17 protein-coding genes and 1 tRNA gene are annotated in these 16,980 nt (G+C 68.9%); 8 read left to right on the plus strand and 10 right to left on the minus strand.

Annotated elements, in window-relative coordinates:
• Positions 1-45 precede the first annotated feature (45 nt).
• From AC2CJA_RS05625 to AC2CJA_RS05650, 6 genes are all read left to right on the plus strand, one after another.
• Entirely contained in the window at positions 46-1,707 is a 1,662-nt protein-coding gene (locus AC2CJA_RS05625) for a S1C family serine protease (RefSeq protein ID WP_484601541.1), read from the plus strand.
• A 48-nt stretch (positions 1,708-1,755) separates the two neighbouring features.
• Positions 1,756-1,842 (plus strand) — tRNA-Ser (locus tag AC2CJA_RS05630).
• 87 nt (positions 1,843-1,929) lie between these two features.
• Complete coding sequence (locus AC2CJA_RS05635) at positions 1,930-2,394, plus strand: GNAT family N-acetyltransferase (protein ID WP_484601542.1); 465 nt, start codon at positions 1,930-1,932, stop codon at positions 2,392-2,394.
• Positions 2,395-2,832: 438 nt separating this feature from the next.
• Positions 2,833-3,174: an RNHCP domain-containing protein gene (locus AC2CJA_RS05640; protein ID WP_484601556.1), complete on the plus strand. Its 342-nt coding sequence runs from the start codon at positions 2,833-2,835 to the stop codon at positions 3,172-3,174.
• Between the two features lie 43 nt (positions 3,175-3,217).
• Entirely contained in the window at positions 3,218-3,637 is a 420-nt protein-coding gene (locus tag AC2CJA_RS05645; RefSeq protein WP_484601543.1) for an RNHCP domain-containing protein, read from the plus strand.
• Positions 3,638-3,929: 292 nt separating this feature from the next.
• Positions 3,930-5,138 (plus strand): VanZ family protein, encoded by a 1,209-nt coding sequence (locus AC2CJA_RS05650; RefSeq protein ID WP_484601544.1) that lies wholly within the window; start codon positions 3,930-3,932, stop codon positions 5,136-5,138.
• 27 nt (positions 5,139-5,165) lie between these two features.
• Here AC2CJA_RS05650 and AC2CJA_RS05655 read toward each other — a convergent pair whose 3' ends face one another.
• On the minus strand, positions 5,166-5,804 hold the full coding sequence (locus tag AC2CJA_RS05655; protein WP_484601545.1) for a hypothetical protein: 639 nt from the start codon (positions 5,802-5,804) through the stop codon (positions 5,166-5,168).
• A 438-nt stretch (positions 5,805-6,242) separates the two neighbouring features.
• Here AC2CJA_RS05655 and AC2CJA_RS05660 point away from each other — a divergent pair, with 438 nt between their 5' ends.
• Positions 6,243-7,577, plus strand: a complete 1,335-nt coding sequence (locus tag AC2CJA_RS05660) for an NsdA family TPR-like regulatory protein (protein ID WP_484601546.1) — start codon at positions 6,243-6,245, stop codon at positions 7,575-7,577.
• 465 nt (positions 7,578-8,042) lie between these two features.
• Here AC2CJA_RS05660 and AC2CJA_RS05665 read toward each other — a convergent pair whose 3' ends face one another.
• The 7 genes from AC2CJA_RS05665 to AC2CJA_RS05695 form a co-directional block, all read right to left on the minus strand.
• The gene (locus tag AC2CJA_RS05665; RefSeq protein WP_484601547.1) at positions 8,043-10,211 is read right to left on the minus strand and encodes a hypothetical protein; all 2,169 of its coding nucleotides are present in this window, start codon (positions 10,209-10,211) and stop codon (positions 8,043-8,045) included.
• Between the two features lie 460 nt (positions 10,212-10,671).
• The gene (locus AC2CJA_RS05670; RefSeq protein ID WP_484601548.1) at positions 10,672-11,085 is read right to left on the minus strand and encodes an Imm10 family immunity protein; all 414 of its coding nucleotides are present in this window, start codon (positions 11,083-11,085) and stop codon (positions 10,672-10,674) included.
• A gap of 133 nt (positions 11,086-11,218) precedes the next feature.
• Positions 11,219-11,881, minus strand: a complete 663-nt coding sequence (locus AC2CJA_RS05675; protein ID WP_484601549.1) for a class I SAM-dependent methyltransferase — start codon at positions 11,879-11,881, stop codon at positions 11,219-11,221.
• A gap of 76 nt (positions 11,882-11,957) precedes the next feature.
• On the minus strand, positions 11,958-13,148 hold the full coding sequence (locus tag AC2CJA_RS05680; protein WP_484601550.1) for a methyltransferase domain-containing protein: 1,191 nt from the start codon (positions 13,146-13,148) through the stop codon (positions 11,958-11,960).
• 1 nt (position 13,149) lies between these two features.
• Complete coding sequence (locus AC2CJA_RS05685; RefSeq protein ID WP_241715706.1) at positions 13,150-13,290, minus strand: hypothetical protein; 141 nt, start codon at positions 13,288-13,290, stop codon at positions 13,150-13,152.
• 78 nt (positions 13,291-13,368) lie between these two features.
• Positions 13,369-13,842 (minus strand): hypothetical protein, encoded by a 474-nt coding sequence (locus AC2CJA_RS05690; RefSeq protein WP_484601551.1) that lies wholly within the window; start codon positions 13,840-13,842, stop codon positions 13,369-13,371.
• Positions 13,839-14,063, minus strand: a complete 225-nt coding sequence (locus AC2CJA_RS05695) for a hypothetical protein (protein ID WP_484601552.1) — start codon at positions 14,061-14,063, stop codon at positions 13,839-13,841. Before AC2CJA_RS05695 ends, AC2CJA_RS05690 begins: the two co-directional genes overlap by 4 nt.
• A gap of 261 nt (positions 14,064-14,324) precedes the next feature.
• Between AC2CJA_RS05695 and AC2CJA_RS05700 the strand changes: the two genes are divergently transcribed.
• Positions 14,325-15,668: a helix-turn-helix domain-containing protein gene (locus AC2CJA_RS05700; RefSeq protein WP_484601553.1), complete on the plus strand. Its 1,344-nt coding sequence runs from the start codon at positions 14,325-14,327 to the stop codon at positions 15,666-15,668.
• On the opposite strand, the gene AC2CJA_RS05705 is transcribed toward AC2CJA_RS05700, so the two are convergent.
• Positions 15,646-16,179 carry an NUDIX hydrolase gene (locus AC2CJA_RS05705; RefSeq protein ID WP_484601554.1) on the minus strand — a complete coding sequence of 178 codons (534 nt, stop codon included), beginning with the start codon at positions 16,177-16,179 and terminating at the stop codon, positions 15,646-15,648. The two genes, AC2CJA_RS05700 and AC2CJA_RS05705, sit on opposite strands and share 23 nt — an antisense overlap.
• A gap of 156 nt (positions 16,180-16,335) precedes the next feature.
• On the minus strand, positions 16,336-16,533 hold the full coding sequence (locus tag AC2CJA_RS05710) for a hypothetical protein (protein ID WP_484601555.1): 198 nt from the start codon (positions 16,531-16,533) through the stop codon (positions 16,336-16,338).
• Between the last annotated feature and the right edge of the window lie 447 nt (positions 16,534-16,980).

Here is a 16,980-nt window from a genome sequence, read left to right on the forward strand (position 1 = left end):
CCCTCGGGGGAGGCGTGCGACTGTCGTGTACCTGAGGAGAGAGCTGTGAGCACCGAGAACGAGGGCGCCGCCGGCGAGCACGCGGCCGACGCCCCCGTGCCGCACCCGCCGGCCGACCGGTCCGCCGCGAACGACGCCGCCGCGCCCAGGACACCGACCGACAACCCGCCGGAGGACTACGACCTCCAGGCCCCCGCGCCCGCCCCCGCCCCGGAGGCGGCGCCGAGGGACGAGCCGACGACCCTGCTGCGGAAGATCGACCCGGAGGACCCCGAGCCGTCGTCCCAGCCCCCCGCCGAGCAGGGGGCCGCCACCGGTCCCGCCCCCCAGAGCCACGCGCAGGCCCACCCGGCTCCGCAGCCCCCGCCGTCCCCGCCCGGCCATCACACCCCGCAGGACCCCTCCGCCGCACAGCAGCGGCCCCCCGCCGCGTACGCCTCCCCCGCCCCCCACTCCTCCGCCGGGCAGTGGGGCGCGCCGGGCGGCGGCTACGACGGTTACGGCGCCCCGCCGCCCGCCCCGGGAGCCCCCGGCGGCGGTCCGGCCTCCCCCTGGGGCGCGCCGCTCGCCTCCCCGCCGGCCCCGGAGGGCCGGAAGAAGAAGCGCCGCTTCGGCGCCCTGATCGCCGCCGTCGCGGCGGCGTCCCTCCTCGCGGGCGGCGTCGGCACGGGCGTCGGCTTCTGGGCCGCCGACCGCACCGACCGCGGCTCGACGACCATCTCCGCCGGCGACAGCCTCGAACAGGTCGACCGTGCCCCCGACTCCGTCGCCGGCATCGCGGCCAAGGCCCTGCCCAGCGTCGTGACGATCCAGGCCGAGGGCGGCGGTGAGAGCGGCACCGGCACCGGCTTCGTCTACGACCAGCAGGGCCACATCATGACCAACAACCACGTGGTGGCCAGTGCGGCCGACGGCGGCGAGCTGACCGCCACCTTCTCCGACGGCCGCGAGTACGACGCCGAGGTCGTCGGCCTGGCCCAGGGCTACGACGTGGCGGTCATCAAACTGAAGAACGCCGGCGACGCCGAGCTCACCCCGCTGCCGCTCGGCAACTCCGACAAGGTCCAGGTCGGCGACGCCACCATCGCCATCGGCGCCCCGTACGGCCTGTCCGGCACGGTCACCACCGGCATCGTCAGCGCCAAGAACCGTCCCGTCGCCTCCAGCGACGGCCAGGGCTCCAAGGCCTCCTACATGAGCGCCCTCCAGACCGACGCCTCCATCAACCCCGGCAACTCCGGCGGCCCCCTGCTCAACGCCAAGGGCGCGGTCATCGGCATCAACTCCGCCATCCAGTCGGCCGGCGGCGGCCTCGGCCAGGGCTCGCCCGGCAGCATCGGACTCGGCTTCGCCATCCCGATCAACCAGGCCCAGCGCGTGGGCAGGGCCCTGATCGAGACCGGCGAGCCCGTCTACCCGGTCATCGGCGTCCAGGTCGACCTCCGCGCCCAGGGCAACGGCGCCCGCATCATCGAGAACACCGACGACGGCAGCGAGCCCGTCACCCCGGGCGGCCCGGCCGACAAGGCGGGCCTGAAGCCGGGCGACGTGATCACCAGGCTCGACGGCGTCCCGATCGACAGCGGTCCCACCCTGATCAGCGAGATCTGGTCCCACGAGCCCGGCGAGAAGATCTCGGTCACCTACATGCGGGGCGGCGAGCAGAACAAGGCCGAACTGACCCTGGGTTCCCGCGAGGGCGACTGACGAACCGGCTAGGCTGTCCCCCATGCCGTACCGCACGGCGCGGCGTGGGGAGGCTTGCCCGAGCGGCCTAAGGGAACGGTCTTGAAAACCGTCGTGGCAGCGATGTCACCGTGGGTTCAAATCCCACAGCCTCCGCACCTCACAGCGGCCCCCGACCGGCCCACCCGGTCGGGGGCCGTTGGCGTTCCGAGAGTGTCAGTGGCCGGCGGCAGACTCGTCGGCATGAGTGGTCAGGTGCGCTTGAGAGACGTCGAACCGGCCGATCTGGAGGAGTTCCTCACGCAGGAGCACGATCCCGAGGCCGTGCGGCGGGCGAACTTCCCGCCCCGGGAGCGGGAGGCCTTCATGACCCACTGGAGAACGAGGGTCCTCGGCGATCCCACCGTCCTCGCGCAGGCCGTCACCGTCGACGGGGAACTGGCGGGCAACGTGGTGGCCTGGTGGGACGAGGGGCGGCGCTTCATCGGGTACTGGCTCGGCAGGCGGTACCGGGGCCGGGGCGTCGGCACGCGGGCACTGGAGCTGTTCCTGGAGCGGGAGAAGGCCCGTCCCCTGTACGCCGATCCCTTCGCCGGGAACACCGGCTCGGTGCGGCTGCTGGAGAAGCACGGTTTCCGGCGCACGGAGACGGTCCGGTACGGCGAGCACGAGCACATCGTGCTGGTGCTCGACAAGGCCCCCGCCTGAGCCCATCACTCCACTCCGGCTTCCACGCGTCCGCCCCGTCTCACGGGTCCGATCCGCTTCGAGACGCCGGACGCCCCGGCCGCGCCCTGCCGCCGAGCCGGCGCCCCGACCGTTACGGCCCGATAATCCGGTGGCCCGGTTCCCGGCCCCGTTGCTACGGTGCTTTCCGTCTCCGCCGCGGTGCCGACCGCAGGCGACCTCTGAAGCGTGTGCCCTGGAAAGCGGTTGATGTATGCCCCGGTCAGTGATTCCGAGCTCCCCTCGTCGCGCCAACAGCGCCGGGGCGACCGGGCCTGACCGCATGTGGCCGCTCGTGACCGGCCGCTGAGGCCCCCGCCCCGGACTCGAGGGGTGCTCGGTAAATCCCTGCTGCTTCGTTCTCCATCTTCGGCAAGGAGTATCCGGGTGTCACACGACAACCCCCAGCACCGCTCAGCCATGTCCTCGATCGACACCTTCGCCTGCGTCCGCTGCGGACTGACCGTCGCCACGTTCGCGCCGGACGGCGGTCGGCGCGATCACTGCCCGAGCTGCCTGCACTCCCGGCACCTCGTCGACCACGTCGAGGGTGGGCCCTCGGACTGCGAGGGCCGGATGACCCCCGTCTCCATCGCGGTGCTGCGCACCGGCGACTGGATGGTCATCCACCGCTGCGTCCGCTGCGACGAGCTGACCTCGAACCCGGTCCGCGGGGACGACAACCAGCTGATCCTGATGCGGATGGCCGTGCGTCCTCTGGCGCAGCCGCCCTTCCCGCTCGAAGCGTTCGGTGACCTGTGAGCCGGGCCCGACTGCCGCGGCCGGAACGGCGCGGGAGGCGATCGTGACGCGGCGCGGACCCCGGCGAACGGGGAGGGGCCGGCCTCAGCGGCCCAAGGACGTGATCCACGGACCGGCCGGCGCACGCGGTGACGCCTTCCGCTGCGTGGGCTGCCGGCTCGACGTGCCGCTCGCCGCACCGGGCACCGCTCATCGCAATCACTGCCCGTCCTGCCTGGTCAGCCTCCACGTCGACCGGCGGATACCGGGCGACCGGGCGGCGGGGTGCGGCGGACGCATGACGGCGCTGAGCCTGTCGGTGCGGCAGGACGGGGAGTGGACGCTCATCCACCACTGCCTGACGTGCGGTGAGCTCAGCGCCAACCGCATCGCGGGGGACGACAACGCGCTGGCACTGATCCGGCTGGCACTGCGTCCACTGGCGGACGCCCGCCTTCCGGTACGGGTCATGCTCGCGCTGTGACACGGGGGCGCCCGGCTGCCGCCGGGCGCCCCCTTCTCTCCGGGTGGGCCCGGCGCCGGTGCGGCCCCTGTCGGCCGGGGGCGGCCCGCCGGCCGTCCCGCGGGTCGCTCGGTGCGCGCGTTGCGGTGGTTGTGCGTACCGACGGCCGGCGCGGGCCCTACTCTGATGCCCGGCACGCGCATCGATTCCTCCGGACCGGCCGACCCGAACGGGTCGGCCGGTCCGCCGTGCCGCCCGCTTCCCGCGGTCCGCGGCGGAGCGGATCGCCCGTCAGCCGCAGAAAGAGCACTCCGTGTTCCGCACCTACCTGTTGCCCGTCGAGGCCGCGGTCACCCTGTTCCCACTGGTCACCGCGGTGTTCCTGGTGCCGGCCGCCGTCCGCGGATACCGCAGGCGCGGCCGGGCGGGGGGCTGGCCGGTCCTGGTGTTCTACAGCTTCGTCTTCTACCTGCTCGCCGCGCTGCTGCAGACGGTGATGCCGCTGCCCGCCGACACGGGCGAGCACTGCACCACCGTCCACTACGCCACGGAACCGCAACTGGAGCCCTTCGCCTTCCGGGCCGCCATCTCCTCGGCAGGCGGCGGCGCCTGGTCACCCGGCACGCTGGCGGGTCTCGCCCCCGCGTGGACCGCCCTGCTCAACACGGTCCTGCTCCTGCCGCTGGGCGTCTACCTCCGCTACTACCTCCGGCAACGGCTGATCCGTGCGACGTTCACGGCTTTCGCCACCTCCCTGTTCTTCGAAACCACCCAGTACACCGGTCTGTGGTTCGTCTACGACTGCCCCTACCGGCAGTTCAACGTGGACGACCTCATGCTCAACACCGCCGGCGCGTGCCTGGGGTGGATCGCCGCGGCCCCTCTCGTCCGCCTGCTCCCCGTCAACGACCCGGACCGTGAACGCCGCCGCTACGCATGGCGCGTCACCCTCACCCGGCGGCTCCACGCCTTCCTCACCGACCTGGCCGGCTGGCTCATCGTCTGGACACTGGTCACCGGTCTGCTCGCCGTCGTCACCTCCTGGTACACCGGCCGGCACCACGCGCTGTGGATCGGCGCCGCCCTCGGGCTGGTCTGGTTCTGGCTGCTGCCGGCCGTCTTCGCGGCCACCCCCGGCAAGCGGGCCGTACTCCTGCGCCTCACCCGGCCCGACGGCGCCCGGACGAATCCGCTGCGGCTCACCCTGCGCGCCTGGATCGTCTACTGTCCCCTCGCCCTGGCCTGGGCCGCCCTGGCCTACCGCACCGGGTCGCTCGACCTCCCCGAACTCGTCGGCCGACTGCTCCCGCACCTCGCCCTGCTCGCGGGTGCCCTCGTCTGGGGCGGCCCGGCGCTGGCGGCCCTGCTGCGCCGGGACGGGGGCGTCTGGTACGAACGGTGGTCCTCCACCGTCAACACGGTCATCCCCGACGCCCGCGAGGCCCCGGCCCCGGCCCCCCGGAAGACCGAGGACCCGCGCTCCTCGGAGCCCCGCGTTCCCGACGCCGACCAGCACGTGTAGCGGCCGGGCGATGCCGTGGCGGCCGGCTCACGGAGCGAGGGCGTCCAGGTCCACCGGGGTGCAGTCGTGCAGCGTCATGACCAGCCGATGGGCCAGGGTCCACCGGACCGCGAGGTCCTCGTAGGACACCTCCCGCAGGGCGGTGTCGAGGGGCTCCAGCGTGGCCGGGTGGTGGACGATCCCGGCCACGCCCCAGGCGTACGGCCGGTCCACCAGCGCGGCGACGTGCCCCTCCCGCAGCCGCGGGCACTCCCGTACGGAGATCCGGGCGCAGGGCACGCACACGGGCGGCGCCGTGGTCCGCTCGCCCTCCTCCACCGGGCGGCCGACGTCCCGCAGCACGAAGAGGCGCGGGCCGTCCTCCGCGGTGGGCCCGCCGCACACCTGGCAGAGCATGTACCGCATGGCCCTTCGCTGCCGCAGCGTGTGCACCGTGTGGTAGCGGGGGTGCCCCTTGCCCCGCGCGAGGGTCTGCCTGGTCCACAGCACCCCGCGCCAGTCCCGGTCGTACGCGCCCTCCCCGGCGAAACCGATCCCCTCGCCGCCCGCCCCCACCCGCCGCACCAAGGGTGGGCGGCGCATCCGCTCCCGGCTCCACGAGGCGATGTAGGGGACCGTGCTCAGCCGGCCGGTACGCGGTCGCGCGGGCGCGGCGGCGGGCTCCACCGAAGCTTCCTCCGCCCCCGCCGGGCGCACCCCGTAATCCCCGCGCCCATCCGCAGAGCGCGCACGCCCCTCCCCGGCCTGCTCCCCGACTCCTTGTGAGAAGGCGTTCCCGCCCATGTACGCCCTTCCTGACGCTCGGTCCCGTACTCACGGACACGTAACCGCGTGATTACCCCGGGCGGTACCGCGGGCGGAGCGGCGGCGCGTGAAACCCATGAAAGACCGCGTGGACGCGGGGCAAGGGCAGCGCCAACCGCATCCGCGCACGACGAGGCCCCCACCGCCGCAGGGCCGCAGAAGACGTTTTCTCAGCGGGTGTCGGCTCCTGCCTGCCAACCAATCACACCGTTTGCGTAATCAGTTGATTACCCTGCGCGGTACTGTGAGAAGGGCGGCAGGACTTGAGGTCCTTGAAAGTCGGCTGATCTGGGGGCACGTATGGCGACGAGAACACCGAACGAGGGTCTGCGGCGCGTCCTGACCGAGAGTCAGTGGTCGCAGTCCCAGCTCGCCCTGGCGGTCAACCGCGTCGGGGCGGAGGCCGGGGTGCCGCTGCGGTACGACGAGTCCGCGGTGAGCCACTGGCTGAGCGGCACCCGGCCGCGCAAGGCCGTACGTCCCTTCATCCGTGAGGCCCTCTCCCGTCGGCTGCGCAGGCCGGTGACGCTGGCCGAGATCGGTCTGGAGGTCGAGGAGGCGAGCTGTGGCGCGGATACCGTGGAAGGACTGATGAACCTCGGGAGGAGCGACATGGACCCATCCCGCAGGAGCGTGCTGGGCGTCGGCCTGTTCTCCGTGGCGCTGACCGTCCCCGGCTGGCAGGACGTGGTGGGCCGGATGGAGGCGGTACGGGCCGGCCGCACTGTGCGCATCGGGCGGCCGGAGGTGGACATGGTGGTCGCCATGACCGAGCGCATCAGCGAACTGGACGACCAGTTCGGCGGCCGTCACGCCCGCCCGATGGCCGCCTCGTTCATCGTCAACACCGTGGCGGCCTACCTGCGCGCCGACGCCCCCGAGCCCGTGCGCAAGGACATGCTCTCGGCCGCCTCCGACCTGTGCTACCTCACCGGCTACATGGCGGTGGACGAGGGCCTGCAAGGGCTGGCGCAGCAGTACTACCTCAAGGCCCTGGAGCTGGCCGGCGCGGCCGAGGACCACCTGACGTACTGCACCACGCTGCGCGGCATGAGCGTCCAGGCCGTCGACCTGGGCCACGGGCCGGAAGCCCTGCGCCTGGCCGATGCCGCAGCCGCCGCCTCCCCGCAGGCCGGACCGCGCATGCGCGCCTTCCTCGCCGGCCAGCAGGCCCACGCCGCCGCCCAGACCGGCGACCACCGCACCGCCCTGGCCCACCTCCGCGACGCGGAAGTGGCAATGGAGAAGGCTGAGTCACGAGCGAAGACCTTCGGCTCCTACGACCCCGCCGCGCTCGCGTACCACACGAGCCAGGTACGGCACGAACTCGGAGACACCAGCGGGGCGGTCAAGGCGATGGCCGAGGCCAACCGACTCCGGGAGCCGGTGTACCGCAGGACCCGAGTGCTGCACCTGGCAACCGCTGCCGAACGGCAGATGCGAATCGGCCACCTCGAAGAGGCCTCCGCAACCTGGCACTCCGCTCTGGACGAATACCCGCACGTCCAGAGCGGACGAGTGGACGACCGCATCCGCACCATGTTCACCCTGATCCGCCCCCACCTCCGCAACCGGCACGCCCGCGACCTCCACGACCGCACAAGGACGCTGGCTCCCTCCGTCCTGCGCGCCTGAGAGATCACCTCGGCGACACACCAGGCCCCAGCCTCCTGCCACACGCCGCAACGACACGCACAGAAAAGTCAAGCACGGCCACTGTCAACCATTGGCTGGGACCGAAGTGTCAAGTGCGGCTCGCTGCCGCTCACCGCGTGCGGTCCGGCTTCCCGCCGGGCCGACGTTCCTGTCTTTGTCCCGCTCCGCCCCGGCGTCCACCGGCCGCGCGCCAGCGGCAAGCACCGGGTGCTGACCAGGTGCCTTTGTGGCTAGGGGCCGTACGCAGCTACCCGGTCCGAGCCTGCGTCGGGAAAGCCCAGGAGCCACTCGGACACATTGCGGGCAGATCCAAAGCCTGCCCGAGTCGCCATCCAGCGTACAACCCCAGGGTCATGCCCTGCCCTGCCCGAGCATGACCCAAACCCGCTCTGCTGACCCGTTACCGCTACCCCCTTTTTCTGACCTACCGCACCGCTCCCTATTTTAGTTTATCCCGGATTTTTTGGAAAAATCAAGAAGCCGAGAAGATATCTGAGCGGATGCTTTACTTGCCTCCAAGTCGCGCAATTGCTGACGGGATATTCCGAGTTTTGAGAATTCAGTGAAGTCCAAGAGGTACATACTCTTGGCAATCTTCACACAACCGATCTCTTGCAGGAAGTTCAGAGCTGTGCGCGCTCGCTTGTTCGTCCCAATTACAAGGTTATCCATCATTGGCTGGTAAACGGCTGCTTCGCCTCGTTTGGCGTCCTTGAAGCGCAACACAATCCTACGAAGCTCCAAATAAAGAGCTGAAGCTTCGCGAGCCTCTGAGGCCATGTTGCCAAAATTGGCATTCTTTTGATACCTGGACCACGGGAAGGGTAGCTCTTCTTCGCAGAAGACAATCAGCTGAGAAGTCTCCGCCTGAACTTTCAGATTATCGCTCGTTAGGGCCCCGGTGGAAATCAGAACAGGAATTTCCTCTTTCCCTGGGTAAACCTGGACTTCGCTCGAAGAGAGCAAGAGATCGCCGCACGAGATGTAAACCCCGGGACCGAACTTGAAGGATCTGTGATCACCGCCAAGTATCACATCCGGGACCTCCCAGATACTTGTATTACTCAGCTCGCGGGGGAAGGAGACACTGACCGTTCCTTCGTGCGAGATGAAGTGCAGAGGCCCTACCATTTCTTTCCCTGCAGCGCGGGAAATGGCGAATCCTGAAATCAGGCGATTTCCGATTCTCCCCACTGTAACGGAAAGTTCATCTTCTGCCTCGCACATTGACTTGAAGGACTCGTAAAGAGCGCCAATCTCTTCAGAGTGGCAGGACGAGGAGTCGCCCACACTCGATTTTCCGAGGCTATATGAAAAGAAACCAAACATCGGCGAGTGCTTCCAGTCGGAAGACAGGATGTTCTTGCGGATTCCCTGGGACGCTTTTTCTGAGACGAGCGGGCTACTCAAAGAACGCGACGTTACATAATCGCGGAAGATTACATTGAACCATCCGTCGTTCCGAAGGAACGGATGGTTTGCCAATTGTGTTCCTACCGCAACCTCATAGGGTTCCCGGACTTCTTCCGGAAGGGCGGCCGGGATATCATGGTCCACAAGGAGGTTCTCTACGTAACCAAGGAGTCTGGCGCACTGCTCCTCGGGGGAGTACAGAATAGATTCGAATCGGCCCTTTCCATGACGGCGAAAGGCCTCAGTTTCTTTAAATTGCTGTACGAACTTTCTCTGCTCCCGCAGAAGCAACCGGTCAATTACGTTGGCTATCAGATCCCAGTGGGTAAATTTCCCGACACGGTTTCCCTCAATGGATTTACCCAATGTGGCAAAATTGTCCACTGCAAGGTATTCTGCTATTACGTCGAGTACGGGTGCATATCCAATAAAGTCACGTACATTCAAATCATCCCAGAGGGCGTTACTGCTTTCTTGGGTTATTGCCGATGCGAGCACATGAAAGAGCCTGTCGCGTACCCTTTCAAAGGGCTGAGTGTGCTTGCGGTGAAGTGCTTCCTTGCCCTTCTTTTCGTACACACCGCACAGGCGACGGTCAAGGTAACTTTCGGCCTGCGCTTTGCCGAAAGACTGGATTTCGAAATGTGAGTACGGCAAGGACCTCTCGTCAAAGATATCCTGGAGTGACCGTGCACTTTCGGCCCGTGAAAGCATCACGATCGCAGGACCGTTTGTGATCTGTGAGGCGGTGTCGGCGACCCCGCGGATAAATGCGCGAAAATTAGCCTGCCCAGATCGAACTTCCGCTTCATCGAGAGCATCGATGATGAGAGTTGCAAAACCTTGAGATAGCGCCACGAAGAATTCTGCATTCTTCTGGATTCCTAGGGATTTAGCTAGCGCTCCTTCTAGGGTTCCATCACCAACGTGGAGCTTGGAAAGGTCCAAGATGGGGGCGTGCAAAATATTGCTCATGAACTCAGCAGCAGTGCTTTTACCAACGGATGCCGGTGCAGTAATAAGCAGCACTGAGGGTGTGAGGGGCGCGCAACTTTCAACTTCGCGAACTTCTGGAATTTCGTAGTCAGGGTTCTTGTCTCGCTTTTCTCGGACTCCATATTCAGCGCTTTGAATGCCGCACCAGTCAACAAGTTTGTTCAGTCTTGTGCAGAGATCTTTGAGGAGCATCTTGGCCTCCAAGGGGAAGTTGCTTGGAGTTAAGAAGTAGCACGCCATGCGAGTCAACGCGCCAGGAATCACAGATGTTCACAATGATCCCTATGGGTTATTTTGTTGTCTATTGAAAGGTATGACTAGGTAGTCTGCCGTGGAGTAGTTTAATGTATTTTTAGGTGAATAGTGAATGATTGAGGTTAATGTTTTTCGGTGTAGGCGCTTCTGTTCCCGTACTGCGGCTCACGTTGGGCGACGAGTGGAGGGCTCTGATGCCTTCCTTGCGTACTTCGAGACCTCAAGAAAGTGGGTTCGTAGTACCAACTCGGGTGACATCACCAGACGACATCAACATGGCTGGGCGTCGGTATGGGGAGCGAGGATGGCAGCGGGCCAGGGAGTGGGCGCGAGGGCGCATCCGGCTGTTGGCGACGAGGTGTAGTCGAACTTGTAAGGCGGTGGTCAGCCGATTGCGGTGCTGTGCTCGCTACATCGTGATCAGGCTTGGGCGGGTATCTGGGCGTCCGTACGCCAGGATGCGCGGCAGCACTTCGCGCATGCGCGCCACGTTCGCTGCCGGTGCACGGAGCTGGGCCTCGATGACGGGGTCGGTCAGGCCGAGGTCGTCCAAGGACGCGGGGTCCAAGGTCACCCGCAGCACATCGCCGCTCAGTTCCACTTCGCGTACACAGCCGTAGGCGGTGCCCTGGTCGGGCGTGACGAGGCAATGCGTGTCCATGCCCAGGGACACTTCCTGCGGGCCGGGCTCGTCGAAGTCGCACATGAACAGCAGGGAGAACGCGTCCTCGTCGTCCGACTCGGCCACGCCCGCCATCATGCAGTCGTCCTCGTTGGGGTCATCCAGTCCGCAGGCGACCCGCGCCATGAATCTGTACGTCATGCGCGTGTTCTAGCACCAGGGACCGACAGTCGGGAGAGCGGCCAGAGAGGGGTCGGCCCGTGCGGTGGTCGCGGATCGGGTTGGTCTCCGGTGCCCCACCGTAGGGCGCTCCTCCGCTGGCGGGAGCGGGCGGTCAGGGCTTGACGGCGGTGGCGAGGAGGGTGCCGATGTGGCCTGGGGTGGGGGCGTCGAGGATGCGGGCCTCGGCGTCGCGGAAGCCGGCGCGGGTCAGGAAGCGCGTCCACACCTGCGGCTTGTAGCTGTAGCGGTAGGTGAACCTGGCCGGGCCGGCGAAGCCGCCCTTGTACATGCCCTGCGGGCCGTAGGCGCCGGGGATGGCGGGCGGGTGGGAGAAGGCGAAGACGCCGCCCGGGTTCAGCCGGGCGGCGACCAGCGGGAAGAGGCGGGAGGGGTCGGTGAACCAGGCGGCGCCGAAGACCGAGTACACCGCGTCGTAGGTCGTCCGGTCGTCGGCCAGGAACTCCAGCACCTCCGCGCACACGAACTCCACTCCCAGCGGCCCCCACCGCTTCGTGGTGTTCTCGACCATGACGGGTGAGAGGTCCACGCCCTTCGCCTTGACGCCCCGCTGGGCGAGGTGGGCGAGCGCCCGGCCGGTGCCGCATCCGATCTCCAGCACACTGGCCGGGTTCCCGAGGACTTCGGTCCCCGGGCCGTGCCCCTGGTACTGCGTCCAGTTGAAGACGGGTTCGGCGTCGGCCACGTCGCTGCGGGGGCTGCTGGCGTAGGCGTCCCAGAGGTCGCGCTCGGCCGCGATGTCGTGTGGTACGGGCAACTCGGTTCCTCGGTGGTGTGGTTGGGGAGGCCCGGCCCCGCCGGGGGGGGGGGGGACGGGTGGGGGTCGGTGGGGTTCAGGGGGTTGTCGCGCCGGTGAAGTCCGGGACGGGGTTGTCCGGGGAGTCGAGCCAGACCGTGTGGCGTTGGCCGTCCACCGTGAGGCCGAAGCGGGCGAAGTCCGGCTGCCCCTGCTGATACCACCAGCGCCAGGCGGACTCCAGCTCGTGCCAGAGTCGGCGGGGACCGGCCTGGACGGTCCGGAACTCGGTCCGGCCCCTCTCGTGGTCGGCGGTGGCCCAGCTCGTCAGGCCGGTGTCGTGCAGCCACAGCCGGTAGGAGCCGTCCGGTCCGCCGGCGACCCGGCAGAAGAGGTCGGGCACCTGGAAGCCGATGGCGAACATGTGGATCCAGTCCCCCACGTCATCGGGGGAGAGCGTTGTCGTGGACTCCGCGCCCCCGGCCGGCCACTCCCGCCCCCCGAGGTACTCGCTCGTCGCGGGCAGCCTTCTGCGCTGCTCGCGCAGCCGCATGAACGCGGAGGAGCCGGTGAACGGCCCGGAGGCCGACCCGTCGTCCCGGACCGTGAGCCGGACGATCCCCTCGCCGCCGTACACCGGCCCCCACGGCGCGACGATCACCGCACCGGGCCGGGCCTGCCCGAGCCATCGGCCGGGGACGTGTCCCACCGAGCAGGTGGCGATGATCCGTTCGTAGGGCGCCCCCTCTCCGTACCCCTCGGCGCCGTCGCCCACGACGACGCGGGGCGAGAAGCCCGCCGCGGACAGCCGGGCGCGGGCCTGACCGGCGACGCCCTCGTCCACCTCGACCGTGACGACGTGGCCGTCCCCCAGCCGGTGGCACAGCAGCGCGGCGTTCCATCCGGTCCCCGTGCCGATCTCCAGCGTCCGGTCGCCGGGCCGTACGTCCAGGTCCGCGAGCATGGAGAACACCATCGTCGGCATCGAGCTGGAGGAGGTCGGGGTACGGCCCCGCCCCGGCCCGGTGTACGCCCCGTCGTCCCACTGGGTGGTGATCGGCGCGTCCGAGTAGACCGCTTCCCACCACGCTTGCGGGGACTGCGAGCGGACGACCCGGTCGTCCTGCCGGTTCATGCCGGCCCGCCCCGGCCAGATCATCTCGGGCACGAACAGGTGGCGCGGCACGGCGTGGAACGCCGGCAGCCAGTCGGCGGTCAGCGCGCCCTTCTCCAGGAGGGTGGAGGCCAGCCGCTCGGGACCGGCCTCCACCGTCGTGTCCTCGGCCACCTCAGCGACCGTCCGCCGGGCCCTGGCCGTCGTTGGTGTTGCCGCCCTCGTCCGAGCCGCCTCCGCCGTGCTTGTTGCCGGAGTCGCTGTCGTCCTGCGGGTTGCCCGCGTCGGCCCGCCAGGGCGTCTGCACGGTGTTCATGGGTCTCCTTCTTTCGTCGGGGTCGTCTCTGCGTGTACGTGCGCCCGTCCCGTGGGGAACGGGAGCCGGCCGCCCCGGTCACGGCCGTCCTGCGGGACGCGGCCGGGGCGGAGTCGGTGGGGCGGCCTGTGCGGTCGCATGGGTGCGCCGGTACACCCGCGGTTCTCCGGCGGGCGGCAGCACCAGCGGCCAGGCCGCCAGGCGGTAGTGGGCCGTCTCGTCGTGGGCGGCGACGGTGTAGGACCAGCCCTCCCGCAGCACGCCCAGTGCGTTCTCCCGTTCCGCCTCGGCGCGCGCCCACTCCCGTATGACCGAGCCGGGATCGGGGGCGCCCGCCGCCCGGACGGGACGCAGGCAGGCCGGGGGCAGCCAGGGGGTGCCGGGGCCGGGGTCGAGCGCCCTGGCGACGCGTTCCGCCTGCCCGCGCATCCACCGCACCGCCAGGCGCGGGGTGGGGGCCAGGTGCAGGCCCAGCACGATCGGGGACGGCCGGCCGGGGGCGCTCGCCGACAGCTCGCACCAGAAGCGCATCCAGGCGGCGGCCCGCGTCACGGCATCCGGCCGGCGCGGTTCGCCGCCTTTACACGGGCGCTCAGCAACTCGGCCCGCGTGGCCGGGCGCAGCACCTCGGGCAGGGCCGCCCACTCGCGGCCCCCGCCGACGGGGCGCAGGAGGTAGTACGCGGCGTCCCTGTCCTGGAACTCGCCCACGGTCCTGCGGATCTCGTCGTAGAGCGCGTCGCCCTTGGCGGGCTCGTCGGTGGTCATGGTCATCGGAATTCGTCACTCCCCGAGGCGTGCGACTTGACTGAACTGACGAGCCGACAGAACCGTCACGGACGGATGAGCCGCGTTGCCTGACGCGATCTGCACCGCTCCGCAGTGGTGACCGTTGCCGGTCTGCTCGCCATGTCCAGCAGCATCACGATGCGGATAGACCGTCTGAAAGGTCCGGCTGATTACCCAACTTGGGTAATCTCACGGGAGGTGTATATGTAGCGACGTTGTGTAGCCCTCGTCAGTGGGAGCTTGCCGATGCCCGAGCCGGCCCGTTCGCAGGAGCTACCTCCACGGCTGCTCGCCGATCCCGAGATGATCGATGCCTGCCGGGCCCGTGACTTCACCAGGGTGTTCAGGCTGGTGAAGACACGTGCGGGCGTCTATCCGTCCATGATCGCCCGGCGGTGCGATCTGACCCCCAGCCGTGTCGGAGAGGTCATGGCAGGGCGGCGTCAACTCCTGCACATGGACGTCGTCGAGCGCATCGCGGACGGCCTGCGCATCCCGGGGCACATGCTCGGACTCGCCCGACGCTCATGGGAGACGCCCGCCGCCCTCACCACAGTCGAACGGGATCCGCCTGTGGCTCCGGTGCGGGAGCAGGAGACGTCCACCGCGCTGCCGGGCGCCGATGTGGACGACATCCTTGCCCTCGCCTCACGGACGGATCTGAGCCCTTCCACCCTTCAAGCTCTCCGGGCATCGATCGAGGACTACTGGAGACGGGACGACCAGCACGGAGGCGAGGCCCTGAGGCCGGCCGTGGTCGGCCAACTCCGTTATGTCACAGGCTTCCTGAAGGGGAACCGGTCCGCGGTCATCCAGCAGGAGCTGTACGGGGTCGCGGCAGAGCTCGCACGGCTTACCGGCTGGACGTACTTCGACGCTCGCCAGTACAGCCAGGCCCGCACGTACTTCGCGGAGGCACTGCGCCTCGCCAAGGCGATCGACGACCGGCAGTTCATGGCCAACGTCCTGGCGTGCATGAGCCTTCAGGCCACCTACCAGGACAAGCCGGGGGACGCCCTGGCGCTCGTGAGAGCCGCCCAGGACCAGGCGCGTACCGCCGACGACACGACACCGCGCGTCCTGTCGATGCTCTCCATGAGGGAAGCCTTCGCCCACGCCACGCTGGGCAGCCGGGCCGCCACGCACACGGCGATCCACGAGGCACACCGGCAGTTCGAGCAGATTCGGTCGGCCGATCCGGACCCCGCGTGGGTCACCTACTTCGATGAACCCAAACTCATCGTGGACACCGGCATCGCCCACGGCCGGGTCGGGGAGGCGGCCATCGCCGAGCCGCTGATCGCGGACGCGCTGAGCAGGGAGGACAGCTCCAACCGGCGGGGCCGCGCCTTCCACGCGTTCTGGCTCGCCCGTACACGCCTCCACCTGGGCAGGATCGATGAGGCGTGCCACACGGCCACCGAAGCGCTGGAGCGCGCGTCAGCGGTCTCCTCCGAGCGGGTAGCGGGCCACCTGAGGGAGTTCTACGGGCAGTTGTCCCCCTACCGGCGGGAACCTGCGGTCATGGCGTTCGAGGCCCGTCTGAGGGAGGCCCTGCCGAGGCAGGTCAGCGGATCGTCTCGTTCATGAGCAGGTACAGGAGGCCGACGAGGGAGCCACTGCTGATGATCTCCCGGCGGTCGATCATTCCCTTCACATCGGCGAGCGGGATCCACTCGATGCGGTCGGACTCGTTCTCCTCGGTCGGGGGCCCGACATAGGTCGCGCCATCGGCACGGAAGACGTGATGCTGTGAGTCGGTGATCCCGTTGGCGGGCTCCGCGTAGATGAGCGGCTTCATCGGACCGGGCCGCCAGCCGGTCTCCTCCAGCACTTCGCGGGACGCTGTCTGGTCCGGCGTCTCCCCCTCCTCGACAAGGCCCATGGGCAGTTCCCAGGCCCAGGCGTCGGTGATGAAGCGGTGCCGCCACATCATGAGGACTTCGCGGTGATCGTTGACCACTGCGGCCACGGCCAGGTGGCGGAGACGGACGACGTGGTACTCCCATCTGCGTCCGTCGGGTTGCTGGACGTCGACCAGACACAGGTTCACCCACGGATTGGTGTAGATCTGCCGTTCGCCATGGGCCTTCCACTGCATGAACGCCACCCCTCTCGCCCGGTACACCCGGCGTCACTCAGCATCCCAGAGATACGGCAACGGAGGACCGAGGTCCCGGGCCGAGGCACCGCCGAGAAGTCGTTGAACTGACGGTCGCCGGGCCGGTACTGCGGTTGCTGCGGTCGTCGCCCTGCGTCAGACCGTGCCCGATCGGGCGCCCGGCAGGGTGGCCGGGCGGGGGTTCAGGATCGCGGAGACCGCTGTGCGGGAGGAGGTCATGACGTCGGCGGTGAAGCGGCGGCGTCCTAGGCCGAGGCGGCGCAGTGCCGGGCCGTGGCCGACGGCGACGACGAGGGACGCGACGAGGAGCATCAGCCGCCACAGGACCGTCACCGGTCGGCGCAGCGGGCGCGCAGGGCGCGCGGGGAGGGCGCGGGCGCTGTGCGGCGGGGGCGCGTACGGGCGTGCGACGGGTGTGCCGGTGGTGTCCGCCCTGCTGCGGACGGGTGGGAAGGGGGTATGCGGTTGTGTGGGGGGTTTATCGACACGTCGTCATTCTTGCGAGTGGTTGAGACGTTGTGGGTGGTTCGCCGGGATCTCGTCGGGCAGTCTGAGTTCGCGACGTCGCTGCGACAACCTCAGGCACACGCTCCGGAAGGACAGAACATGGCACGTACCCGCATCACCCGGTTCGGGGCCGTGGTGGTGCACGCGCTTCACGGGCTCGGATGAGCCGACGGGCGCCGGCCGGGCGGGGAACCGGCCGGTGTCCCGGGAGAAGGAAGGGATGGGGCGGAGCGGGCGGCCGCCCCGGGGGCGCGCCGGCCGCCCGGGGGCCGG

It is taken from the genome of Streptomyces sp. ATLC9, assembly GCF_057196705.1.